This is a genomic window from Novosphingobium sp. (assembly GCF_049240505.1).
Lineage (GTDB): Bacteria > Pseudomonadota > Alphaproteobacteria > Sphingomonadales > Sphingomonadaceae > Novosphingobium.
This window is the reverse complement of record NZ_JBMLSM010000179.1, coordinates 1-22,589: the sequence shown is the minus strand read 5'-3', so window position 1 is coordinate 22,589 and position 22,589 is coordinate 1. Positions and strand designations below refer to the sequence as shown.

The 22,589-nt window shown below is 62.3% G+C and carries 21 protein-coding genes; 17 read left to right on the top strand and 4 right to left on the bottom strand.

All coding sequences use genetic code 11. The features are described 5' to 3' along the window. Positions 1–2: 2 nt before the first annotated feature. Positions 3–2,579: a cyclic nucleotide-binding domain-containing protein gene (locus ACOVQ0_RS14560; RefSeq protein ID WP_421885843.1), complete on the bottom strand. Its 2,577-nt coding sequence runs from the start codon at positions 2,577–2,579 to the stop codon at positions 3–5. A 252-nt stretch (positions 2,580–2,831) separates the two neighbouring features. Between ACOVQ0_RS14560 and ACOVQ0_RS14555 the strand changes: the two genes are divergently transcribed. From ACOVQ0_RS14555 to ACOVQ0_RS14535, 5 genes are all read left to right on the top strand, one after another. Beyond that, positions 2,832–3,851, top strand: coding sequence for a TPR domain-containing protein (locus tag ACOVQ0_RS14555; protein ID WP_421885840.1), 1,020 nt, complete (start codon positions 2,832–2,834; stop codon positions 3,849–3,851). 320 nt (positions 3,852–4,171) lie between these two features. Further along, a complete protein-coding gene (gene ctrA, locus ACOVQ0_RS14550; protein ID WP_168850947.1) occupies positions 4,172–4,873 on the top strand; it encodes a response regulator transcription factor CtrA in 702 nt (233 codons plus the stop codon). A gap of 115 nt (positions 4,874–4,988) precedes the next feature. Beyond that, positions 4,989–5,726: a tRNA (guanine(46)-N(7))-methyltransferase TrmB gene (trmB, locus tag ACOVQ0_RS14545; protein WP_421885837.1), complete on the top strand. Its 738-nt coding sequence runs from the start codon at positions 4,989–4,991 to the stop codon at positions 5,724–5,726. 131 nt (positions 5,727–5,857) lie between these two features. Then, the gene (locus tag ACOVQ0_RS14540) at positions 5,858–6,625 is read left to right on the top strand and encodes a sulfite exporter TauE/SafE family protein (protein ID WP_421885834.1); all 768 of its coding nucleotides are present in this window, start codon (positions 5,858–5,860) and stop codon (positions 6,623–6,625) included. Between the two features lie 100 nt (positions 6,626–6,725). After that, positions 6,726–7,253 carry a hypothetical protein gene (locus ACOVQ0_RS14535; protein ID WP_421885831.1) on the top strand — a complete coding sequence of 176 codons (528 nt, stop codon included), beginning with the start codon at positions 6,726–6,728 and terminating at the stop codon, positions 7,251–7,253. Positions 7,254–7,256: 3 nt separating this feature from the next. Here ACOVQ0_RS14535 and nadB read toward each other — a convergent pair whose 3' ends face one another. Further along, entirely contained in the window at positions 7,257–8,849 is a 1,593-nt protein-coding gene (gene nadB, locus ACOVQ0_RS14530; RefSeq protein ID WP_421885860.1) for an L-aspartate oxidase, read from the bottom strand. Between the two features lie 457 nt (positions 8,850–9,306). Then, positions 9,307–10,266 (bottom strand): ABC transporter ATP-binding protein, encoded by a 960-nt coding sequence (locus ACOVQ0_RS14525; RefSeq protein ID WP_421885828.1) that lies wholly within the window; start codon positions 10,264–10,266, stop codon positions 9,307–9,309. Between the two features lie 73 nt (positions 10,267–10,339). Here ACOVQ0_RS14525 and ACOVQ0_RS14520 point away from each other — a divergent pair, with 73 nt between their 5' ends. From ACOVQ0_RS14520 to ACOVQ0_RS14475, 10 genes are all read left to right on the top strand, one after another. Further along, positions 10,340–10,540 carry a zinc-finger domain-containing protein gene (locus ACOVQ0_RS14520; protein ID WP_421885825.1) on the top strand — a complete coding sequence of 67 codons (201 nt, stop codon included), beginning with the start codon at positions 10,340–10,342 and terminating at the stop codon, positions 10,538–10,540. Between the two features lie 159 nt (positions 10,541–10,699). Next, a complete protein-coding gene (gene tldD, locus ACOVQ0_RS14515) occupies positions 10,700–12,139 on the top strand; it encodes a metalloprotease TldD (RefSeq protein WP_421885823.1) in 1,440 nt (479 codons plus the stop codon). A gap of 81 nt (positions 12,140–12,220) precedes the next feature. After that, positions 12,221–12,643: a hypothetical protein gene (locus ACOVQ0_RS14510; RefSeq protein ID WP_421885821.1), complete on the top strand. Its 423-nt coding sequence runs from the start codon at positions 12,221–12,223 to the stop codon at positions 12,641–12,643. Positions 12,644–12,684: 41 nt separating this feature from the next. Then, positions 12,685–13,197, top strand: a complete 513-nt coding sequence (locus tag ACOVQ0_RS14505; protein ID WP_421885818.1) for a GNAT family N-acetyltransferase — start codon at positions 12,685–12,687, stop codon at positions 13,195–13,197. Positions 13,198–13,267: 70 nt separating this feature from the next. Further along, positions 13,268–14,404: a flavodoxin-dependent (E)-4-hydroxy-3-methylbut-2-enyl-diphosphate synthase gene (ispG, locus tag ACOVQ0_RS14500; protein WP_421885816.1), complete on the top strand. Its 1,137-nt coding sequence runs from the start codon at positions 13,268–13,270 to the stop codon at positions 14,402–14,404. After that, entirely contained in the window at positions 14,405–15,319 is a 915-nt protein-coding gene (locus ACOVQ0_RS14495; RefSeq protein WP_421885813.1) for an EamA family transporter, read from the top strand. 39 nt (positions 15,320–15,358) lie between these two features. Beyond that, entirely contained in the window at positions 15,359–15,634 is a 276-nt protein-coding gene (locus ACOVQ0_RS14490) for a ribbon-helix-helix domain-containing protein (protein ID WP_421885810.1), read from the top strand. Then, complete coding sequence (locus ACOVQ0_RS14485; RefSeq protein WP_421885807.1) at positions 15,624–15,944, top strand: type II toxin-antitoxin system RelE/ParE family toxin; 321 nt, start codon at positions 15,624–15,626, stop codon at positions 15,942–15,944. The genes ACOVQ0_RS14490 and ACOVQ0_RS14485 overlap by 11 nt, the downstream gene beginning before the upstream one ends. Further along, positions 15,941–16,468, top strand: a complete 528-nt coding sequence (locus tag ACOVQ0_RS14480) for a GNAT family N-acetyltransferase (protein WP_421885804.1) — start codon at positions 15,941–15,943, stop codon at positions 16,466–16,468. Before ACOVQ0_RS14485 ends, ACOVQ0_RS14480 begins: the two co-directional genes overlap by 4 nt. Positions 16,469–16,517: 49 nt before the next feature. After that, positions 16,518–17,141 (top strand): murein L,D-transpeptidase catalytic domain-containing protein, encoded by a 624-nt coding sequence (locus ACOVQ0_RS14475; protein WP_421885801.1) that lies wholly within the window; start codon positions 16,518–16,520, stop codon positions 17,139–17,141. A gap of 327 nt (positions 17,142–17,468) precedes the next feature. Here the strand turns inward: ACOVQ0_RS14475 and ACOVQ0_RS14470 are convergent, their stop codons facing one another. Continuing rightward, a complete protein-coding gene (locus ACOVQ0_RS14470; protein ID WP_421885798.1) occupies positions 17,469–18,848 on the bottom strand; it encodes a L,D-transpeptidase family protein in 1,380 nt (459 codons plus the stop codon). Positions 18,849–19,055: 207 nt separating this feature from the next. Here ACOVQ0_RS14470 and ACOVQ0_RS14465 point away from each other — a divergent pair, with 207 nt between their 5' ends. Beyond that, positions 19,056–19,931: a DMT family transporter gene (locus tag ACOVQ0_RS14465; RefSeq protein ID WP_421885795.1), complete on the top strand. Its 876-nt coding sequence runs from the start codon at positions 19,056–19,058 to the stop codon at positions 19,929–19,931. Positions 19,932–20,158: 227 nt separating this feature from the next. Further along, positions 20,159–22,589, top strand: a 2,431-nt coding sequence (gene acnA, locus ACOVQ0_RS14460) for an aconitate hydratase AcnA (protein ID WP_421885792.1), incomplete at its 3' end; no start/stop codon positions are given.

Here is a 22,589-nt window from a genome sequence, read left to right as displayed (position 1 = left end):
GCTCAGGCCCCCTCGTTCTCAAGCCGCGCAACGGTCAGGAACTCGTCGGGCGAAACGCGGATGGCAGCGCCGGTCGGGCAGGCACGCACGCAGCTTGGGCCGCCTTCGATGCCTGAACACATGTCGCACTTGATCGCCTTCTTGCGATCGAGCGCTTCATCAATGGCCGGATCACCGGTATATTTCGTGTTCTTCTTCGACCATTTATACGGCGGCTCGCCCGGCCCCGGCCCGGCCCCGAAGAACAGCCAGGAAAGCAACGATGGCTTCTTGGGCGGCACCTTGTCCATGCGGATCACGCCATAAGGGCAGTTGCGCTGGCAATTGCCGCAGCCGATGCAGGTATCGTTGATCTTCACTTCGCCATCCGGCCCGCGCTGAATCGCGTTGGGCGGGCAATCGGCCATGCAGTGCGGGTGTTCACAGTGGCGGCACGATGTCGGCACGTGCAGGCTGGCAAAGCTCTTGCCTGCCTCGCGGTCCAGCCGCGAAAGCCCGTCATGGCTGTCGGCGCAGGCCTTTTCGCAGTTGTCGCAACCCACGCACAACCGTTCGTCGATCAGCAGAACGTCGGTAGCCTCACCCAGCCCTTGCGAAACGAGGAACTTGGCCTGTTCAGAATAGAGATCGACGATGCCGGAGAAGGTGTCCTTCTTCGTTTCGATGAAGGCGTTGGTCGCGCGGCGGACTTCCATTTCCTTGCGCGCACGATCCAGCAGCGCTGGCTTGGCTGCCAGCACGCGGCGGAAGGCCTTGCCATCAATGCGGATCACTTCGCTCTTGATTGCCGCGCGCACCGTGGCCGTGCGGGTGCCGCCATCGATCACCGCCATTTCGCCGACGTAAGAACCGGCTGGCAGGTAGGACAGGAACACAGGCTTCCCGCCCACTTCCTTCTCCACGATCATCGAACCCACCCGGATCACATAGATATCGCGGTCGTCATCGCCTTCCTTGATGATCGCGTCGCCCGCGCGCACCTGGGCGATCTTCGATCCGTCGACCACTTCTGCGATATCGGCAGGTGTCAGGCCCGATCCGAACATCTGCAGGATCTGGCGCTCGGTCGATATCCGCTCGATCGCGCGCTTGGCCGTTGGCACCTGGCTTTGCAGCTTGAGTGCGGCGTTGCGGCTGATCTCGACGCAGACGGTATCTTCTGCGGCAACAATGGTCGCTCCGCGCTTCCGCCCCGAAATCAGGCCGACTTCGCCAAAGATCGAACCCGGTGGAATCGGCACGACTTTCGTCGCATCATTCGGATCGAGCCGCACGTTCACCCCGCCCGATGCGATGGCAAACAGCGACGATCCCGGATCGTTCTTCTCGAAGATCACATCGCCCTTCTTGTAGGCACGCGCTTCGGAATCGAGCATGAATTCACGCAACTGCAGCGTGGTCATGCCTTCAAGAATGGTCACGTTCGAACGCAGGAATTCCAGCCATTCGTTCACCGAACGACGGCCCGGCAGGCCTGCAAACTTGGCTTCCAGCAGCGGTTCGTCCGCCGGTTTCAGATCCTTGTTGCCGTTGATGAATTCAACGACATCGTAGCCCTGATTCATGCAGTGCTTGATCAGCGGGTAGCCAGCCAGCGCGCCAATCACGAAAATGCCCGGTGCAGTCGATTCGAACTGCGGCGACAGCGTCGGGAAGGCAAGGCGGTCAGCACTCGCAAACTCGATGCCGCACCCTTCGACAAAGGCCCTCGGCGGGGCTGACCCGATTCGCGCAATGATCCGGTCGCAGCGAATGCGCTCTTCGCCATCGCGCGTGGAAAGCGTGATCCAGCCGGGCTCTACCGATTTGGTCTCCGTCTCGTAGCGAATCGTCAGCTTGCCCGCCGCGTCATCCTCGATCAGCGCTTTCGCGTTCGGCTCTTTTGCCGTGGCAAAGCTTTCGCGGACGTTGGTGGATTTCGGGCTGCGGTTGAGGATGGTAACCGTATTACCCTGCGCCTGATCCTCAACCAGTCCGCGCGCGTTTTCGATCCCGGCGTCACCTGTGCCGATGACTATGATGTGCTGGTCCAGCACGGCATAGGGATCGTCCAACTGGTAGGTAACGTGCGGCAGATCGCCGCCGGGGCAGCGCATCAGATTGGGGTTGCCCTGCGTGCCAATGGCAAGCACGACGTTTTCCGCCATCACCGTTTCGCCATTGGTCAGCGTGATCGCATAGGGTGGCGCAAACCGCTGCAATTCGGTGGTCGTCGTCGACCCGTCACGCGCGCGGGAAACGATCTTCTGCACCGATCCGGCAATCGCCTCGCCGGTGCCTTTGATCGCTTTCACATCGGCATTGTACATCACGTTCACACCGAGTTCGGCGGTGCGCCCGTTCCATCTATCAAGGATATCCTCGCGCTTGCCCGCGTCGAACTCCTGATCGGATCGAAGAATCAGCTGGGATGGCGTGGCCATCACGTGCTTGCCCTTCTGATATTTGAAGATCGTATCGGAAAGGTGGTCCGTTTTTTCGAGCAGGACATGGCTCAGGCCAAGCTGCGCCGCACGGCTGGCCGCACTCATGCCCGCCGGGCCGGAACCGATGATTGCAACCTTGAATATCTCGCCCACCGGCCTGCGTCCCCCGCATCGCCGACCGACGGCGCATGTACCTGCGCCTGCCCGTCTCTCTACCGATTTGCGACCCCTGAACCCCGACTTTACCCGATGCTCTGCGCATTGCCAGAAACAATTTGCAAAGCCTGCGCCTTACGCTTGTGCGCTGTCCACCCTTGTTCGCATCGCAACGGGTTGCGCACCGCCTGCCCTGCGCGATATGCGCTGAAAGTGCCCGGACGCTTCACCCTTGCTCGACAGGGTGAAATGGCTGTCCGTCAGGAGTTTGCGATGACCGAGCCGAAGCCTGCACCCGAAACCCGCGAAAGTGCGGAAGGGACTTCGCGTCTTGGTCGTTTTGCGCTGATCGCTGCCGGGCTGATCGCGCTTGGCGCCGGAGGCATGGCGATGATGCGCGGGCCGGAAACCCCGCCGCCGCCTGCCGAACCGCCGCCCGCCGCGCCCAGCCAGCAGCCCTCGGTCGATGATGTGATTGCAAAGCTGGAAGCTAAGCTGGCCGAAACGCCGGACGATGCCGAAGGCTGGCGGATGCTCGGCTGGTCCTATTTCCAGACCGAACGCTATGCCGAATCCGCCACGGCGCTGAAAAAGGCGACCAAACTCGATCCCGAAAACGCGCAGACGTGGTCGTTTCTGGGAGAGGCGCTGGTGCTTGCCAGCAAGGAAGAAGGCCGGATGCCCCGCGATGCGCGGGCCGCTTTCGACAAGGCGATCAAGCTGGACCCCAAGGATGCGCGCGCCCGCTATTTCCAGGCGGTGGCGATGGATCTTGGCGGGCGGCACCGGCAGGCCATCAACGCTTGGTTCGATCTGCTGGAAGATACGCCTGCCGATGCGCCCTATGCCGAAGACATCCGCTCGGTCATCCGCGCGGTGGGCGAAAAGCACAAGATCGAGGTGGAGAAGCGCCTTGCCGAAGCGCAGTTCGCCGCGCCCGCAGGCGGCGCGATCACCGATGGCCCGCACAAGGCCGCCGCTGGCATTCCGGGGCCGACGTCGGACCAGATGAAGGCCGCGTCCGCTTTGCCCAAGGGTCAGCAGGAAGCCATGATCCGGGGCATGGTCGATGGGCTTGAGGCAAAGCTTGATGCCAATCCCGCCAATGTCGATGGCTGGATCATGCTCCTGCGCAGCCGGATTCAACTGGGTGAGCCTAAGAAAGCTGCCGAAAGCCTGCAAAAAGGTTTGAACGCACTGCGCAACGATAGCGCGGGCACGCGCAAGTTGCGCGAAGCTGCCTCAAGCCTTGGCATCGCCGGGGCCTGATTCGCATTGCTGAATCGGGCGCAAGCCCCGCTTTGGGCGACATTCGGTTAACCTTGCGCCGATATGGATGCGTTAATGAGCCTGATCCTGATTCATTCCGGCACAGCTGGATTCACGGGATTTTCCGCCCCGTTTTGAATCACTTCCCCACCCAAACGATTCGTTTCCGGGCGCATCGGTGGTTAACCGCGCCGAAACCCCCGCCCGCCTTTACAACAAATTAACCTTTCGCGTTCATTCCTCCTATGGTTAATGGCGGGAAACCCGAATTGATGCCGGGTTAATTGCCAACGGGGACTGGCAAGAGAAGGGGCAGTTCAATGCGCGTACTGCTGATTGAAGACGAACCGACCACCGCCAAGGCGATCGAGCTGATGCTCACGACCGAAGGCTTCAATGTCTATTCCACCGATCTTGGCGAAGAAGGCCTCGATCTGGGCAAGCTGTATGATTACGATATCATCCTGCTCGACCTGAACCTGCCCGACATGCACGGGTACGATGTTCTCAAGAAGCTCCGCGTCGCCAAGGTGCAGACGCCGGTGCTGATCCTCTCGGGCATTTCCGAAATGGATTCCAAGGTCCGCTCGTTCGGCTTCGGTGCCGACGATTACGTGACCAAGCCTTTCCACCGCGAAGAGCTGATCGCCCGCATCCACGCCGTGGTGCGCCGCTCGAAAGGCCATTCGCAGTCGGTCATCCGCACCGGCAAGCTTTCGGTCAATCTCGATGCCAAGACGGTCGAAGTCGATGGTGCCCGCGTGCATCTGACCGGCAAGGAATACGCGATGCTGGAACTGCTCAGCTTGCGCAAGGGCACCACGCTGACCAAGGAAATGTTCCTCAACCACCTTTATGGCGGGATGGACGAACCCGAACTCAAGATCATCGACGTGTTCATCTGCAAGCTGCGCAAGAAGCTGGCGCACGCCTGCGGTGGCGAAAACTATATCGAAACCGTCTGGGGCCGTGGCTACGTGCTGCGCGATCCCGATGATATGAGCGTGATCGAAGCGGCCTGATTCTTCCCGGCCCCCGATTTCCTCACGATGAAGCGGCCCGCCCTCCCCGGCGGGCCGTTTCCGTTGGCGGCCTTACCGTTGACTGGTGCTGCGGCTCCTGCCATCGGCGCGCCTTATGACAGCGTATAAACCCGGCGATCCCACCACGATCAACCGCCTCTATGGCCGCGCCAAGGGCAAGCCTCTGCGGCAGGGCCAGCAGGCGCTGGTGGACGATCTGTTGCCGCAGATTTCCATGCCCGCCGAAGGGCCGATCACGGCTGAAGCGCTGTTTGGCGAAAGCCGCCCGCTGCATTTTGAAATCGGCTTTGGCGGGGGCGAACATATGGCCTTTCGTGCCGATATGCTGCCCGATCACGGCTTCATCGGGGCCGAACCCTTCCTTAACGGCGTGGCGCAGGCACTCACCCACGTATCGGGCGGAGTCCTTGAGGGTAAGGGGGCGCAGCACGCCCCCATTCCCAACGTGCGCATCCACCACGGCGATGCGCTGGAAGTGCTGCGCCGCATCCCCGATGGTGCGCTCTCGTTCCTCTATCTGCTGCATCCCGATCCCTGGCCCAAGGCCCGCCATGCCAAGCGCCGCATGATGAACGACGGCCCGCTCGACATGTTTGCCGCCAAACTGCGTCCCGGCGGCGAGTTCCGCTTCGGCACCGATCACGCCGTTTACCTGCGCCATGCACTGATGGTCATGCGCAGGCACAAGCACCAGTTCGAATGGCTGGCGAGCGAGGCAAAGGATTTCCAGAATCGTCCCGGCGGCTGGCCCGAAACGCGCTACGAACACAAGGCGCGCACGGTCTATGGCCACGAAGTCTGGTACTTCCGCTACCGCCGCAAACCCGATTGAACAGCGCCCCAACGGTTCATCGCAAAAAACTCTCCCTTTGCGGTAGAGTTTAAATTCTTCCTTTCCGGTAGACATTCCATCCGGCTAACTCCCTGCGCCGCCACGAGGCGGACAACAGGGTGGGATTCGCGATGGATTTTCTGGCAGGTTTTGATTGGGCGGCGCTATTGCCGTTCATTGCGGTGGGCTTTGCCGCACAGATGGTCGATGGCGCGCTGGGCATGGCCTTCGGGGTCATCGCCAATACGCTTATGGTCGGCGTTCTGGGCATACCGCCCGCGCTTGCTTCGCAGCGGGTGCATATCGTGGAGTGCTTTACCACGGCCACGTCGGGCATCAGCCACCTGCTACACGGCAATATCGACAGGAAACTGTTCTTCCGCCTGCTGATCCCCGGCATGGCGGGCGGCATCATCGGCGCCTATGTGCTGACGTCGGTAGACGCCTCCATCGTCAAGCCGTGGGTGCTGCTCTATCTTTGCGGCATCGGCGTTTACCTGCTGACGCGCGGCATTCTCTATCCACCCAAGATCAAGGAGGCCAAGCACGTGGCCCCGCTCGGCCTGCTCGGTGGCTTCCTTGATGCAGTCGGCGGCGGCGGCTGGGGGCCGGTGGTCACGTCCAACCTGCTGATTCAGGGCGCCGATCCGCGCAAGGTCGTGGGCACCGTCAACACGGTCGAGTTCTTCCTGACCCTCACCGTATCGGCCGCCTTCATCTTCCATCTCGGCGTAGCAGACGTGGCGGGTGCCACGCTCGGCTTCCTGATCGGCGGCATTGCCGCTGCACCGTTCGGGGCATGGGCGGCCAAGCACATTCCGCCCAAGGCCATGCTGATCATGGTCGGTATCGTCCTCACCCTTACCAGCGCCTACGGTGCCTACCGCGCCTTTGCCTGAGGTCCGCCCGGCAAACATGCTTACGCACCGTTAACCACACCGTGCCATACTTCTCCTGCCGCACGGGGCCGAGTCCCATAGGCGGCAGGAGGACACGACGATGGCACGCTATGACGCAAGCGGCATGACCATTTCAGAGATGCGCGAATTCGCCAGCTTCGCCGCGTGCGAGCAGCGCTACATCCGCCGCAGTCTGGATATAGCGCTTGGCCGTGGCGATGCCGAACACCGCTGGGCTCGTAGCGGCGACGAAATCGTTTCGATCCGCCAGCAGGCCGCGCTCTATGCAGAAGTCCCCATGCTGCGCCAGTTGATCGGCCACGTTGACGGGCTGGACAGCCTCGAACCCTTCATGGGATCGCTGATCCGCGTGACCGCATTCGATCTGGCGCAGGGCCGCATCACGGGCTTTTCGGCCTATCGCTTTCTCTACGAACGCCTGCTGGGAGCCGAAGCCCGCCCGTGGCTGCCCGGCGCGTTCTGCGGAGCGGCCGCCCTGCCGATGATCCGCCCGGACCGCCGCCGCCACCTGCTGCAGTCGATCAGCGAAGCCGCCGCCACGGCGCATGGGTGGTCCACCCGACCGCCGGTGTTCTACCCAGAGTTCGTGGAAGCCGAAGCCGCGTAAATTTTACGGCACCAGCACCGTATCCTTGGCCACGGCATCGGTCTGCGGATAGTCCAGCGTATAGTGCAGCCCCCGGCTTTCATGCCGCGCGCGGGCCGATCGCACGATCAGGTCCGCGCTCTGCAACAGGTTGCGCAGTTCGATCAGATCCGTGGTCACGCGGAAGTGGCCGTAATAGTCGTTCACTTCATCAGACAGCAGCGCAATGCGGTGGGCCGCGCGCTCCAGCCGCTTATTGGTGCGCACGATCCCCACATAGTTCCACATGAAGCGGCGGATTTCGGTCCAGTTCTGCTTGATCACCACTTCCTCGTCGGAATCGGTAACGCGGCTTTCGTCCCACCCGCGCACTTGCGGCGGAGCATCGAAGCTATCCCAGCGGCGCAGGATATCGCGCGCAGCGGCATCGCCGAACACGAAGCATTCCAACAGCGAATTAGATGCAAGGCGGTTTGCGCCATGCAACCCGCTTTCGGTGCATTCGCCCGCAGCATAAAGCCCCGGCAGGTCGGTTCGCCCATCCAGATCGATCAGCACGCCACCGCAGGTATAGTGCTGCGCAGGCACCACCGGGATGGGAGAGGTCGTCATGTCGATCCCCAGCCCGATCAGCTTTTCATAGATGTTGGGAAAATGGCCGCGCACGAAATCGGCAGGCATGTGGCTGATATCCAGATGCACATAGTCCAGACCGAACTTCTTGATCTCCGCATCGATCGCGCGCGCCACCACATCGCGCGGGGCCAGTTCCATGCGCTCGGCATCGTAGTGCGCCATGAAGCGGTTGCCGGTGCGCGGATTGATCAGCCTTCCGCCTTCGCCCCGCACCGCTTCGGTGATCAGGAAGTTCTTGACCTCAAGGTGATAGAGGCAGGTCGGGTGAAACTGCATCATCTCCATGTTTGAAACGCGCGAACCCGCGCGCCATGCCATCGCTATGCCATCGCCCGTCGCACCGCGCGGTGCCGTGCTGAACTGGTAAACGCGCCCTGCCCCGCCGGTGGCAAGGATCGTGGCCCGCGCAGTATGTGCCTCAACCTTGCCGGTCGCCTCATCCAGCGCATAGACGCCCCATACCCGGCCCGATCCCGAATAGCGCGCCGCTTCATGCCGTCCTGTGATCAGGTCGATGCAGGTCTGCCCCGGCAGCAGCGTCACGTTCGGATGTTCACGGGCAGCCTTCAGCAGCGCCTTCTGCACCGCCGCCCCGGTTGCGTCATCCACATGCACGATCCGGCGGTGCGAGTGCCCGCCTTCGCGCGTCAGGTGCAGCGATCCCGCCTCTGCATTGAAAGGCACGCCCAGTTCCACCAGCCGCGCAATGGCCTGCGGGGCGTTCTCGACCACGAATTCCACCGTCTCGCGCCGGTTCAGGCCTGCGCCCGCAATCATCGTATCGCGAATGTGATCGTCGAAGGTATCGCCTTCGTCCAGCACGGCGGCAATGCCGCCTTGCGCCCAGTTGGTCGATCCGCCGTCCAGCCCGCCCTTGGCCAGCACCAGCACCCGGCACTTTTCCGCCAGCACCAGTGCCGCTGTCAGCCCCGCCGCGCCTGATCCGATGATCAGGACATCATGCCCGCCTGCGTGATCCACCTTCCCGTCCGTCCTCTCGCTGCGCAGGGCGCATTCCACTGCGGCCAGATTGCTCTTCACACTCGCCGTAGCCGCTGGGCAGAGAGCTGGAAAGTACAACGCACTGCGAAAAAGTCGTCGTCGTCATATTTTGCGCATGAAAAAGAAGGGCAATTTTAATGCACCTTAACCACGCTTGTTCCTGTGCTTCGCATTCGCAGCATGATACGCAGTGCTACTTACAAAGCATTTCCCGAACGGAGTGGCCATGCCCGGCTCAAGACTATTGTGCCTGTTCAATCGCCATCGTCCGGCACGCGAGACGGTGGAATGGAACGGCCATGCTTTTGTCGGGCATTGCAAGCGATGCCGCACAGAAATCCGCCGCCGTGAAGTGGGTGGATGGCGCCGCAGCGCAGGTGGCGACGAGGCCATTTTCAAGCCGTAAGAAGGACTTGCCCTACAACGCAACAGGCGATCACGCCGTTTCGCGCGGCTTGCTCGTCAACGTCACGAACACATCTTCAAGATCAGCTTCGCGTGTTGACACATCGATGATGGCATAGCCCTGCCCCTGCACCAGGCTCATCACTTCGCCCGCCGTCATCGCGTCCTTGTCGTAACCGACCTCGACCTGCCGCTCGCCCGAAACCACGCTTTTCAGGAAAGCTGGATGCTGCGGCGCAACATCGACATCGCGGTCCAGCGTCAGCACCACGATTTTCTCGCGCGCCATGTCCACCAGTTCACGCGTCGGCTTGTTGGCGATCAGTTTGCCGTGATTGATGATGGCGATGCGGTCACACAACTCTTCCGCTTCTTCCAGGTAGTGCGTGGTCAAGACCACCGTCACCCCATCGCGGTTGAGTTCGCCGACCAGTTCCCACAACTGCCGCCGCAGTTCCACGTCGACGCCCGCCGTCGGCTCGTCCAGCACCAGCACCGGCGGCGCATGGACCATTGCCTTGGCAATCAGCAAACGCCGCTTCATGCCGCCTGAAAGCGACCGGGCATAGGCATCGGCCTTGTCCTGCAGATGGACCGCGCGCAGCAGGTCCATCGTGCGCCGAAGCGCCTTGGGCACGCCATACAGTCCCGCCTGATTTTCCAGCACTTCTGCAGGGGTGAAGAACGGATCGAACACGATTTCCTGCGGTACGATCCCGATTGATGCCTTGGCGTTGCGCACGTCATGATCGATGTCGTGCCCCCAGATCTCCACGCTGCCCGATGTCTTCATCACAAGACCGGCCAGCGTGTTGATAAGCGTGGATTTGCCCGCGCCGTTTGGCCCCAAAAGGCCGAAAATCTGGCCCTGCGGCACATCGAAACTGACGCCATCAAGCGCGAGCTTTCCGGCAGATTTTCCGGTCGGGGAATAACGCTTCACCAGATCGCGGATACGGATGGCAGGGGCGGGATTTTCAAGCGAAGTCATGGCCTGCTGCCTGCACCACTGCGCGCCAAAACGCAATTGTCTGAAGCCCGCAGATTTGCTAGCCGCACACCCCATGATGCAGGCACCAGAAACCGTCTTCACCGATCACCACCGCGTAAGCTGCGATGGCGCTTCCGACATTCGCGGCGGTGCCGCACTCGGCCACCCGCGCGTGTGGCTTGAAATTGACGAACGCGGCTTTGTCGAATGCGGCTATTGCGACAAGCGCTTCGTGCTGAAGGGCGGTCCTGCGGATACTGCTGCGGCGGCTTGAGATACGTCCTTCGACAAGCTCAGGACGAGCGGGTTGAGAAGTCAGACGTAGCCAAAAAACGCCGCTCATCCTGAGCTTGTCGAAGGATGTTCGCGTCACAGCCCCACCCGCCGACAACCGGCCTTCCCCCCAGCCCCCGCGCACCCTATATCGGTCTGCATGACCGCTATCGATACCCGCTCGCTGCTCTACCGCTCTGGCCTGCTCACCCCTGACGAAGCGCAGGCGCTTACCGCAAACGCACTGAAATCGTGCGACGATGGCGAATTGTATCTGCAATTCATCGCCAGCGAGAGCTTCGGCTTCGATGACGGACGGCTGAAAACGGCAGACTATTCGCGCGATGCGGGCTTCGGCCTGCGCGGCGTTTCGGGCGAGATGACCGGTTTTGCCCACGCGAACGAGATTTCCGCCGCCGCCATCGCGCGCGCCGGGGAAACGCTGAAGCTGCTCGATCCGGCGAAGGGACAGGCTGCGGCCCCGCCCCGGAACAACAACCGCCACCTCTATACCGAAGCCTCACCGCTCGATGCCGTGCCGTTCGAAGCCAAGGTGAAGCTGCTGGAAACCATTGATGCCGCCGCCCGCGCCCGCGATCCGCGTGTGGCGCAGGTTTCGGCTTCGCTCTCCGGCTCGTGGTCGGTGGTGGAAATCGTGCGCGCCGACGGTTTCGTCGCGCATGACGTCCGCCCACTGGTGCGACTGAACGTGTCCATCGTGGCTGAACAGAACGGACGGCGCGAAACCGGATCGTTCGGCATCGGTGGCCGCCGTCTCTACGATGATCTTTTCGCGCCCGAAACGTGGAACCGCGCCATCGATCAGGCGCTTGCGCAGGCCCTGATGAACCTTGAATCGGTTGCCGCTCCCGCAGGGGAAATGACCGTGCTGGTCGGCCCCGGCTGGCCCGGCGTGCTGCTGCACGAGGCGGTCGGTCACGGGCTGGAAGGCGATTTCAACCGCAAGGGCACCAGCGCCTTTTCGGGCCGCATCGGCCAGCGCGTTGCCGCCCCCGGCGTTACCGTGGTGGATGACGGCACGTTGCTGGGCGTCAATGGACAGGGCCGTCGCGGTTCGCTGTCGATCGACGATGAAGGCACGCCCACGCAGGAAAACGTGCTGATCGAAGACGGCATCCTCAAGGGCTATATCCATGATCGCCTCAACGCCCGCCTGATGGGTGTCGCTCCCACCGGCAATGGGCGGCGGGAAAACTTTGCCCATGCCCCGATGCCGCGCATGACCAACACTTTCATGCGTGCCGGGAATGATGATCCGGCAGAACTGCTTTCGCGCGTGAAGAACGGCATCTTCGCCAAGTCCTTCGGCGGTGGGCAGGTCGATATCACCAGCGGCAAGTTCGTGTTTTCCTGCACCGAAGCCTATCGCATCGAGAACGGCAAGCTGGGCGCGCCGATCAAGGGCGCAACGCTGATCGGCGATGGCCCCACCTGCCTGACAAAGGTCACCGGCATCGGCAACGATCTTGCACTGGACGAAGGCGTTGGTGTCTGCGGAAAGGGCGGGCAGAGCGTGCCCGCAGGCGTCGGCCAGCCCACGCTGCTGATCGAAGGCCTGACGGTGGGCGGAACGGCCTGAAAACGGGGGCTGATCTTTCAGCATGGGTTCAGGCCGCAGCGATTATCGATCCGGGATCGAATCTAAAAGGAAGTGCCAGTCATGAAGACCACCGCCAGCAAAATCGCTGCGGCACTGGCCGCCGGATCGCTGCTCCTGATGGGAGTCGCCGCCGACGCCAAGCCGCGTCTCACGCCCGAACAGCAGCTTGAAAAGGCGCTGGAGGGCCGCGTGGCCGGGGAACCGGTGAACTGCATCTACATGCCCCGCGTGATGAACACGCGCATCTATGACAAGACCGCCATCGTCTATGAATCGGGCAACACGATCTGGGTGAACCGCCCGGATTCCGGGGCTTCGTCGCTTGATGACAACAGCATCATGGTGACCACGCCCTGGGGATCGCAACTGTGCAATGTCGATATCGTCCGCATGATTGATCGCAATGTCGGCTTCTGGCGCGGCTCGGTGGGCCTCGGTCAGTTCGTGCCCTATACCCGGGTTAAGACCGAAAAGGCGGGCTGACAGGCTTGGAATCAGACTGCTGTGCAAGGTAAGGCGGGGCCATGACGCTCCGCCCTGCTACTGCCGCCGATATCCCCGCTCTTTCAGACCTTGGTCGCCGCGCCTTCGTGGCGAAGTTCGGCCATCTCTACAGCGCTGAAAACCTTGCGCAATTCCTTGAAGAATCGCACTCGGAAGCAACCGTGGCGGCGCAGCTTTCCGATCCCGACATGAAAATCGCGGTGATAGAGGAAGGTGGCAAGCTCGCCAGCTTCTGCAAGATCGTGCGCCACAGCACCCTGCCCCAGCACACCGCCGCCACCGCTCCGATGGAACTCAAGCAGCTTTACACAGACCCCGACCTGATCGGACGCGGCCACGGCGCAAGGCTGATGGATTGGGCGCTGGCGGAAGCGCGCGGATGGGGCGCGGACGAAGTGCAGCTTTCGGTCTATGCGCACAACCCGGAAGCCCAGCGATTCTACCGGCGCTATGGGTTGGAAAAAGTTGCCGACATCACGTTCGCCGTCGGGGACCATATTGATCCCGAATTCCTGTTCGCTGGAGCCGTTTAAACGCACTTAGGTGCGCCTAGGTGCATCTAGGTGTATTTCAGGATTCACCGTTTGCGCCTATAGGACCGCCATGTCCTCCATTCGTCCCTGGCGCGATATCGCGCGTCGCAAGAGCCGCCAGATCATGGTCGGCGCGGTTCCCGTCGGCGGTGATGCGCCGATCACCGTCCAGACCATGACCAACACGCTGACGTCGGATGCGGTCGCCACCATCGACCAGATCCGCCGTTGCGAAGAAGCGGGCGCTGACCTGATCCGCGTGTCATGCCCAGATGTGGAAAGCACCGCCGCGTTCAAGAAGATCGCCAAGGCGGCGCGCGTTCCGTTGATCGCGGACATCCACTTCCATTACAAGCGCGCACTGGAAGCAGCCGATGCGGGCGCGGCGTGCCTGCGCATCAATCCCGGCAATATCGGATCGTCAGACCGCGTGGCCGAAGTCGTCCGCGCCGCCAAGGCCAACGGCTGCGCGATCCGCATCGGCGTGAACGCAGGCAGCCTTGAGAAGGACTTGCTGGAAAAGTACGGCGAGCCGTGCCCCGAAGCGCTGGTGGAATCCGCGCTCGACCATATCAAGCTGTTGCAGGACCACGATTTTCACGAATACAAGGTGGCCGTGAAGGCCAGCGACGTGTTCCTCGCCGTCGCTGCCTACATGGGCCTTGCCGAAGCGGTCGATTGCCCGCTGCACCTTGGGATTACCGAGGCGGGCGGGCTGATCGGCGGCACGGTCAAATCCTCCATCGGCATCGGCAACCTGCTGTGGGCGGGAATCGGCGATACGCTGCGCGTGTCGCTTTCGGCTGAGCCTGAAGAAGAAGTGCGCGTCGGCTTCGAAATCCTGAAATCGCTGGGGCTGCGCACGCGCGGCGTCCGTGTGGTTTCCTGCCCCAGCTGCGCGCGGCAGGGCTTTGACGTAATCCGGACGGTAGAAGCGCTCGAAAGCCGCCTGAGCCACATCAAGACGCCGATTTCGCTCTCGGTCCTCGGCTGCGTGGTCAATGGCCCCGGCGAAGCGCGCGAAACCGATATCGGGCTGACCGGCGGCGGCAATGGCAAGCACATGGTCTACCTTTCGGGCGTGACCGACCACCACGTCCAGTCCGCCGATATGCTGGATCACATCGTATCGCTGGTGGAACAGAAGGCCGCCGAGATCGAGGCGGCAACCACCGATGCGGGCAACGTGACCGAGGCAGCGGAGTAGTTGGCCGAGAAACAGGGGCTGCCGCCACTTCACATCCTGCTGGCCATCGCCATCATGGCGGTGTGGGGCAGCAATTTCACCGTCATCAAGCTGGGTCTGGCGCATTTGCCGCCTTTGACCTTTGCGATGCTGCGCTTCATCTTCGTGGCCTTCCCGCTGATCCTGTTCCTGCCGCGTCCGAAGGTTTCGTGGGGTAATCTGGCGGCATATGGCCTGCTGATCGGCGCAGGCCAGTTCGGGCTGCTGTTCACCGCGATGCGCGCCAGCATTACGCCGGGCATCGCCAGCCTGATCCTGCAGATGCAGGTGTTCTTCACCATCGGCCTTTCGATGTGGCTGACCGGAGAGCGCATGGCCAAAGTGCAGGTCATCGCGCTGGTACTGGCCAGCGTGGGCCTCGCCACGATCCTTGCCCACACCGATGGCAGCGCCACGCCGCTGGGCCTTGCCCTGTGCGTGACAGCAGCGTTTTCGTGGGGTTGCGGCAATATCGTGGCACGCAACGCCGTGCGGGCCGACCCGGCGCTGAACATGCTGGCCTATGACGTGTGGTCGGCGATCTTTGCCGTGCCGCCACTGCTGGCTTTCGCGCTGGTGCTGGAAGGGCCGCAGGCGATGCTGGCAGGGATTGCAGCCGCCAATGGCGCCACATGGAGCGCGGTAGCGTGGCAATCGGTGGGCAACACCATGTTCGGTTATGCCGCCTGGGGCTGGCTGCTGGGCAGGCACCCCGCCGCGCAAGTAGCACCGATGGCGCTGATGGTCCCGATCTTCGGACTGGCAACATCGGCGCTGGCGCTGGGCGAGCCGGTGCAGGGCTGGAAGATTGCCGCATTTGCGCTGGTCATGTCCGGGCTGGCGCTGGGGATGCTTTGGCCCATCGTGAAGGAACGGTTGGCGCGGCGAGCGGCTTGAGCGGTTTGCGCACGACAGGAATCTTGATAATGTCCGTACATGGGCAAGATCGAGAAAATCTCCATCGATTTGGCGGATGACCTGCTGGATTCAGTGCAGGGAGCGGTCAAATCCGGGGACTACGCTTCATCGGGCGATGTCATTCGTGAGGCATTGCGCCAGTGGAATGCGCGCCGCACCCACGACGCGGAGGCCACAGCGGCCCTGCAACAACTGGTCGCCGAAGCCGATGCAAGTGGACCATCGCAAGCATGGGAAGGCAGCGATGCCCTGAAGGCGCGGTTCCGCAAGATGCGGGACAAGCATGACGGATAGAGCGCAGTCCGTCTGGACCGTCGTTCGCAAGCCCAAAGCCATTGATGATCTCTTCGAAATCTGGCGCTACCTTGCCGAGCAGGGCGATGACCTTGCTGATCGCTGGATTGACCGCATCGATGAGGGTGTAGCAAGGCTGGGAGACTATCCCAAAGCAGGAGGTGGGAGAAGCGCCCTTGCGGAAGATTTGCGGGTTTGGCCGGTTCCGCCTTACCTCATCCTCTATCGCCTTGATTATACCTCACGAACAATCGACATCCTGCGCATTGTCGATGGACGACGCGACGTTGGAAAGTTGCTCGCCGAATGACGATCTCCATCCGCCCGGCAACACCTGCCGACCTGTCGCTTGTCGCCCGCCTCATCCGGGCCTTGCCGGACTACGAAAAGTTGGCGCATGAAGTGCGTTTCGATGAAGCCGTGCTGGGGCAAAAGCTGTTCGAGCAGAATAATGGTCATGGCCCCTATGCCGAGGTCGTCATTGGCGAGGTCGATGGCGTGGCGCAGGGCTTCGCCTTGTTCTTTCACAACTTCTCGACGTTTGAAGGCAAGCCGGGGATCTATCTGGAAGACCTGTTCGTGCAGCCAGAAGCGCGCGGCAGCGGGCTGGGCAAGGCGCTGCTTTCACATCTGGCGGCGCTGGCCGTTGAGCGCGATTGTGCAAGGCTGGAATGGTCGGTGCTGGACTGGAACGAACCGGCCATCGGCTTCTACAAGTCGCTGGGCGCAAAGTTCATGGATGAATGGACGGTGATGCGCGTGGATGGCCTCGCATTGGTCCGGCTTGGCGCGCAGCCGGGCGCACAGGCTGGAAATTCTGGAGCAAATGGCTAGAATGCCTCGTTCACGCCCGGTAAGGACGCGGTGTGATACGGGACTGAACATGAGCATGAAAGTCGATCGGCGAACGGTAATCGCAGGCGTGGCGGCAAGTGCCGTTGCCGCCGTGGTGCCGCCGCGCGTGGCGGCTGCGGTCTATTACCCGAACGATCAGCACCGTCGCGTGCTGGAACTGGCCAAGGAAAAGGTCGAACAGCATCGCGCTGCGTTGTGGCGCACCGATATCGTCGGGATTGCCGATTTCGCGATGCCATCGTCTCTCCCGCGCTTCCATTTCGCCAATCTCGAAAGTGGCAGCGTGCGCTCCTTCCTTGTCGCGCACGGACGCGGGTCGGACCCTGAGCATGACGGGTTTCTGAAGACCTTCTCCAACGAGGTTGGCAGCCTTGCCACGTCGCGCGGAGCCTATGTCACCTATGAATGGTACAAGGGCAAATACGGCACCTCGATCAGGCTTGGCGGCCTTTCGCCCGACAACACCAACGCGCTGGACCGCGCCATCGTGCTGCATCCGGCATGGTATGCCAACGAGGACATGCTGGCGAAGTGGGGCAAACTGGGCCGGTCTGACGGCTGCCTGGCGATGGGCGAGGCGGATTTCAACGAAGCGCTGTGGCACCTGTCCGGCGGGCGGCTGATCTATGCAGATCGGCTGGGGCTGGGGTAACCACTTTTTGATCCTCCCTGCCTTTGCGAAGCACAGGCGGGGAGGTGGCATTCGCGCCAGCGAATGAAGGAGGGGTTTTTCCCCTCCACCACCAGCTTCGCTGGCGGTCCCCCTCCCCATTTGTCCTGCGGAAAAATGGGGAGGATTTTCGAGGATTATGAGCGCAAAACCCGCCGTCCCTTGGTGCGGCTGGTGAGGTGCCAGTGGAAACAACGGTCACAGCGGTAGGGATGAAGCATGAGGCCGCTTTTCAGCGCGGCCTCGATTGCTACCTCACGGCTCGCATACCGCGCCTTTCGATTGCAGACGCTAAGCCGAGTCCTCACCTTAAAGCGGATTATCCAGCTTGATCACTTCCTCGGTGCTCTTGCGCTGGGTTGTGTGCGCCTCGCGCGGTTTGGCGAAGCTGGCGAGGACGGGGGCATCGCGGTTGTAGATATCTGTAAACGACCGCAACATGCCGTTCACATCGCGCGCAACCGTGAAATAGGTGATGTAGACCGGGAACGTCTTGGTCATCGGCACCTTGGTGTAGATTTTCGAGGTGTGCGCCAGCGCGGCATCTTCCGGCGTCATCGCGGCACCCAGAATGCCCATCGTCATCGCCAGTTCCACCGCGCCTTCCACGCGGATGCAACCGTGGCTGAGCGCGCGGACAGGCTGGTTGAACGCGGCCTTGCTGGGCGTGTCATGCAGGAAGATCGCATGTTCGTTGGGCATGTCGAGCTTCATGCGGCCCAGCGAGTTGTTGTCACCCGGCTGCTGGACGACATAGATCGTGCCATCGGCGGCTTTGGTCACCTTGTAGCCTTCACGCTCGGCCTGACGGGGGTTGTTGACCAGTCGCGCACCGAGGCCTTCGCCCGCCACGATCGACTGCGGCACCGTCCACGTGGGGTTGAAGATCACGCCTTCTACGGTTTCGGCCAACTGCGGCGTAGCGGTACGGCCCGGCTTGCCCACGACGACCTTGTAGCTCTTGATGATCTTGTTGCGCACCGTCAGCCGCAGCATCTGCTCGGGCACGTTCGTGAGCAGATATTGCGAGCCGAGATCGCGTGCAAGCCAGCGCCAGCGATCCATGTTGGCGCGAATCTGGGCGGCCTGCTTCTGCGTGGTCGCCTTCGGCAGCGCCGCCTTGAGCGCGGCATAATCGGGGTGCGTGGGCAGCAGGGCGGCGAGCGCGCCCTTGATGTCGTGCTTTTCCAGCGCGGAGGCGATGATCAACTGCGTGGGGTTCACGTCCTGATCGGGATCGACGGCGAACCACTGCACGCGCGCGGGCATGGGCGTGCGGCCATCGCGGTAGTCTTCGATCAGCCAGCCGAACAGGCGTGTGGCCGTTTCGTCCAGTTCCTTGCCTTCGCCCTTCACGATGGCGGCAGAGAGCGTATCGGGCTGATAGTCCTTGGGAAACAGGCCTTCGCTGCCGACGGCCTTGATCGCCACCAGCAGAGCCTGCGCATCAGCCTGTGTCCAGTGCGGCGCGGGAACCGGCGCGACTGGCGCGGGAACCGGCGTTGCTGGCGCGGGCGCAACGACGTTTTGCGTCGGCGTGGGCTGGGGGGCGGGCTGGGCCTGCTTTGTCAGGTCAACCGGGCCGCTGCCCTGTGCGGTTTGCGCCTGCGCCGGGGCGGATGCCATTGCCAGAGCCATAATAGCCGCGCCAACCAATGCATCTGGGCGGTTCCCGTCAAACTTGCGCATCACTCGCTTCAATTCCCTGTTCATCCACACGGCAATACCGGGAAAGCCGTGCCTTGATCACACTTCGTCCTGCCCCATGCAGGCAGCACTATCAAGCGCCGCGCCTGTCTATAGGCTGAATCGGAGCTTTGTGCTGCTGCGGACACGAAAAGATGGTTCCAGTTTGCAAGCCTTTTGCCTTGGGCCTCTTTTGCCTATGCCTTGGCAATGAACGAGCCACGCATCCCTTTGCTCCCGATTATAGCGGCCATGCTGGGCCTTGCGATGTTCTCGCTGATGGACGGCGTTATGAAAGCGGCGTCGCTGGCCATCGGTGCTTATGCCGCGATGTGCTGGCGCGGTCTGGCGGGAACAGCGATCATGGCACCGATCTGGCTGTGGCGCGGACAGGGTTGGCCTGCGCTGCCGGTCCTGAAAGTCCATGTGCTGCGCGGGGTGGTCGCCTCGGTCATGGCAGTGCTGTTCTTTTATGGCATCGTGCGGTTGCCGCTGGCCGAAGGGATCGCGCTGTCATTCATCGCACCGCTGATCGCGCTCTATCTGGCGGCGCTGCTGCTGGGGGAGAAAGTGCGATCCGCGGCCATTGGCGGATCGGTGCTGGCGCTGCTGGGTGTGGCGGTAATCGCGGGCGGCAAATTCAATGGGCCTGCCGATGCCGAGGCGATGAAAGGGCTGATCGCCACCCTCGTTTCTGCAGTGCTCTATGCCTGGAACCTTGTGTTGCAGCGGCAGCAGGCACTGGTGGCCAAACCGGAAGAGGTCGCCTTCTTCCAGACGCTGGTGCAGTTCCTGTTTCTGGGCCTTGGCGCTTGGTGGTTCGCGCCGTTCCCCGATCGCAGCGTATGGTGGCTGCTTATCGCATCGGCTGCGCTTTCCACTGGCTCGCTCATGCTTATGAGTTGGGCTTACGGCAAGGCCGAGGCGCAACTCATGGTGCCGCTGGAATACACCGCGTTCATCTGGGCCGCCATCGTGGGCTGGTTCGCCTTTGCCGAGCCGGTAACCGTGCCCATGCTGATCGGCGTGGCGTTGATCGTGGCAGGGTGTCTTTATGCAACGCGGGGCAGCACGAAGGCATCGTAACCGCACACTATTGCTATTGAAAATCAATAAGGCATATTGGCCTGAAAATTGTGCCGCACTTGCGAAAAATGGCGGCTTCCCGCCCTTGACGCATGACTGGTTTGCGCGCATCGCGCACGGGCTTTCTGGCCGTAATCCGCCGCGCCGCCACGGACCTTTGGTCCTAGAGCGATTCCCCGCGTGGCACCGTACAGCAACGGCCGCGACAGGAGGGAAGACGCACAGCCATGACCCAGGTCGGACAGGATACGCTCGGCACCCGCAGCACGATGAACGTGGGCGGCAAGGACTACGCCTACTACTCGCTCAACAAGGCCGCAGAGAAGTTTGGCGACATTTCGCGCCTGCCTTTCTCGATGAAGGTTTTGCTGGAAAACCTCCTGCGCTTCGAGGACGGCGGTTTCACCGTTTCGGCCGACGACGTGAAGGCAGTGGTCGACTGGCAGAAGAACCCCGCCGAATCGAACAACGAAATCCAGTACCGCCCCGCGCGCGTGCTGCTGCAGGATTTCACCGGCGTTCCTTGCGTTGTCGATCTTGCCGCAATGCGCGATGCCATCGCCACGCTGGGCGGTGATACCAGCAAGATCAACCCGCTGGTCCCGGTCAACCTCGTGATCGACCACTCGGTCATGGTGGACGAATTCGGACATCCCAAGGCCGCCGAACAGAACGTGGAAATCGAATATCAGCGCAACATGGAGCGCTACGACTTCCTCAAGTGGGGTTCGAAGAGCCTCAACAACTTCTACGCCGTGCCCCCCGGCACCGGCATCTGCCATCAGGTGAACCTCGAAAACATCGCGCAGACGGTGTGGACCAGCACCGACCAGAATGGCGTGACGGTAGCCTATCCCGACACCTGCGTCGGCACCGACAGCCACACCACGATGGTCAATGGCCTTGGCGTGCTGGGCTGGGGCGTTGGCGGGATCGAGGCTGAGGCCGCGATGCTGGGCCAGCCCGTATCGATGCTCGTCCCCGAAGTGGTCGGCTTCCGCTTTACCGGCGAACTGAAGGAAGGCGTGACCGCGACCGACCTCGTGCTGACCTGCACCAACATGCTGCGCAAGCATGGCGTGGTGGGTCGCTTCGTCGAATACTACGGCCCCGGCCTTGCCGCGCTTTCGCTGGCCGACCGTGCGACGCTGGCCAACATGGCACCCGAATACGGCGCAACCTGCGGCTTCTTCGGCATCGACGAAAAGACGCTGGATTACCTGCGCCTGACCGGCCGTGAAGAATCGCAGATCGCGCTGGTCGAAGCCTATGCCAAGGTGCAGGGCTTCTGGATCGATCCCTCGGTCGAGCCGATCTTCTCCTCGACGCTGGAACTGGACCTCGGCACCGTGGTGCCGTCGCTCGCAGGCCCCAAGCGCCCGCAGGACCGCGTGTCGCTCCCCGAAGTGGACGACGTGTTCAACGCCGACATGGCGAACACCTACAAGAAGGCGCAGCAGCGCGTTCCGGTGGCTGGCACGGATTACGATATCGGCGACGGTGACGTGACGATTGCCGCCATCACCAGCTGCACCAACACGTCGAACCCCGGCGTGCTGGTCGCGGCGGGCCTCGTGGCCAAGAAGGCCAACGAACTGGGCCTGAAGCCGAAGCCGTGGGTCAAGACGTCGCTGGCACCGGGATCGCAGGTCGTTACCGACTATCTGAACCGTGCCGGCTTGCAGGAGCATCTCGACGCGGTGGGCTTCAACCTCGTCGGCTATGGCTGCACCACCTGCATCGGCAACTCCGGCCCGCTGGCAGAACCGATCAGCAAGGCGATCAACGACAACGGCCTTGTCGCCGCCGCCGTGATCTCGGGCAACCGCAACTTCGAAGGGCGCGTTTCGCCTGACGTGCGTGCAAACTTCCTCGCCTCGCCGCCGCTGGTCGTCGCCTATGCGCTCAAGGGCACGGTGATCGAAGACTTCACCACCACCCCCATCGGCAAGAGCAAGGACGGCGCTGACGTCTATCTGAAGGACATCTGGCCTTCGAACAGCGAAGTCGCCAGCACGATGGCCGGTTGCATGGACCGCGCCATGTTCCAGGCCCGCTATGCCGACGTCTACAAGGGCGATGCGCACTGGCAGGCGATCAACGTCACGGGCAGCGAAACCTATTCGTGGCGCGCCGGGTCGACCTATGTCGCCAACCCGCCCTACTTCGAAGGCATGTCGATGACGCCGGCTCCGGTCAGCGACATCATCGAAGCCAAGCCGCTGCTGATCCTGGGCGATTCGATCACCACCGACCACATCAGCCCGGCCGGTTCGATCAAGGCTGACAGCCCCGCTGGCCAGTGGCTGATGGAGCATCAGGTCTCGAAGGCGGACTTCAACTCCTACGGCGCGCGCCGTGGCCACCATGACGTGATGATGCGTGGCACCTTTGCCAACATCCGCATCAAGAACGAAATGGTCCCCGGCATCGAAGGCGGCTTCTCGCGCTATGGCGACGAGGTCGGCTCGGTCTATGACGTGGCGATGAAGCACAAGGCCGATGGCGTTTCCACCGTGGTCATCGCGGGCAAGGAATACGGCACCGGATCGAGCCGCGACTGGGCGGCCAAGGGCACCAACCTGCTGGGCGTGCGCGCGGTCATCGTCGAAAGCTTCGAGCGCATCCACCGCTCGAACCTCGTCGGCATGGGCGTGC

Bases quoted from the DNA above. Each gene is read 5' to 3' on its own strand.
- ACOVQ0_RS14485 (WP_421885807.1), top strand. From the start codon at position 15,624: ATGACGGATAGAGCGCAGTCCGTCTGGACCGTCGTTCGCAAGCCCAAA.
- ACOVQ0_RS14520 (WP_421885825.1), top strand. From the start codon at position 10,340: ATGATGCAGGCACCAGAAACCGTCTTCACCGATCACCACCGCGTAAGC.
- ACOVQ0_RS14525 (WP_421885828.1), bottom strand. From the start codon at position 10,266: ATGACTTCGCTTGAAAATCCCGCCCCTGCCATCCGTATCCGCGATCTG.
- tldD (WP_421885823.1), top strand. From the start codon at position 10,700: ATGACCGCTATCGATACCCGCTCGCTGCTCTACCGCTCTGGCCTGCTC.
- ACOVQ0_RS14465 (WP_421885795.1), top strand. From the start codon at position 19,056: ATGAACGAGCCACGCATCCCTTTGCTCCCGATTATAGCGGCCATGCTG.
- ACOVQ0_RS14535 (WP_421885831.1), top strand. From the start codon at position 6,726: ATGGCACGCTATGACGCAAGCGGCATGACCATTTCAGAGATGCGCGAA.
- ACOVQ0_RS14480 (WP_421885804.1), top strand. From the start codon at position 15,941: ATGACGATCTCCATCCGCCCGGCAACACCTGCCGACCTGTCGCTTGTC.
- ctrA (WP_168850947.1), top strand. From the start codon at position 4,172: ATGCGCGTACTGCTGATTGAAGACGAACCGACCACCGCCAAGGCGATC.
- ACOVQ0_RS14505 (WP_421885818.1), top strand. From the start codon at position 12,685: ATGACGCTCCGCCCTGCTACTGCCGCCGATATCCCCGCTCTTTCAGAC.
- ACOVQ0_RS14510 (WP_421885821.1), top strand. From the start codon at position 12,221: ATGAAGACCACCGCCAGCAAAATCGCTGCGGCACTGGCCGCCGGATCG.
- ispG (WP_421885816.1), top strand. From the start codon at position 13,268: ATGTCCTCCATTCGTCCCTGGCGCGATATCGCGCGTCGCAAGAGCCGC.
- ACOVQ0_RS14475 (WP_421885801.1), top strand. From the start codon at position 16,518: ATGAGCATGAAAGTCGATCGGCGAACGGTAATCGCAGGCGTGGCGGCA.
- ACOVQ0_RS14555 (WP_421885840.1), top strand. From the start codon at position 2,832: ATGGCTGTCCGTCAGGAGTTTGCGATGACCGAGCCGAAGCCTGCACCC.
- ACOVQ0_RS14490 (WP_421885810.1), top strand. From the start codon at position 15,359: ATGGGCAAGATCGAGAAAATCTCCATCGATTTGGCGGATGACCTGCTG.
- ACOVQ0_RS14470 (WP_421885798.1), bottom strand. From the start codon at position 18,848: ATGCGCAAGTTTGACGGGAACCGCCCAGATGCATTGGTTGGCGCGGCT.
- trmB (WP_421885837.1), top strand. From the start codon at position 4,989: ATGACAGCGTATAAACCCGGCGATCCCACCACGATCAACCGCCTCTAT.
- ACOVQ0_RS14540 (WP_421885834.1), top strand. From the start codon at position 5,858: ATGGATTTTCTGGCAGGTTTTGATTGGGCGGCGCTATTGCCGTTCATT.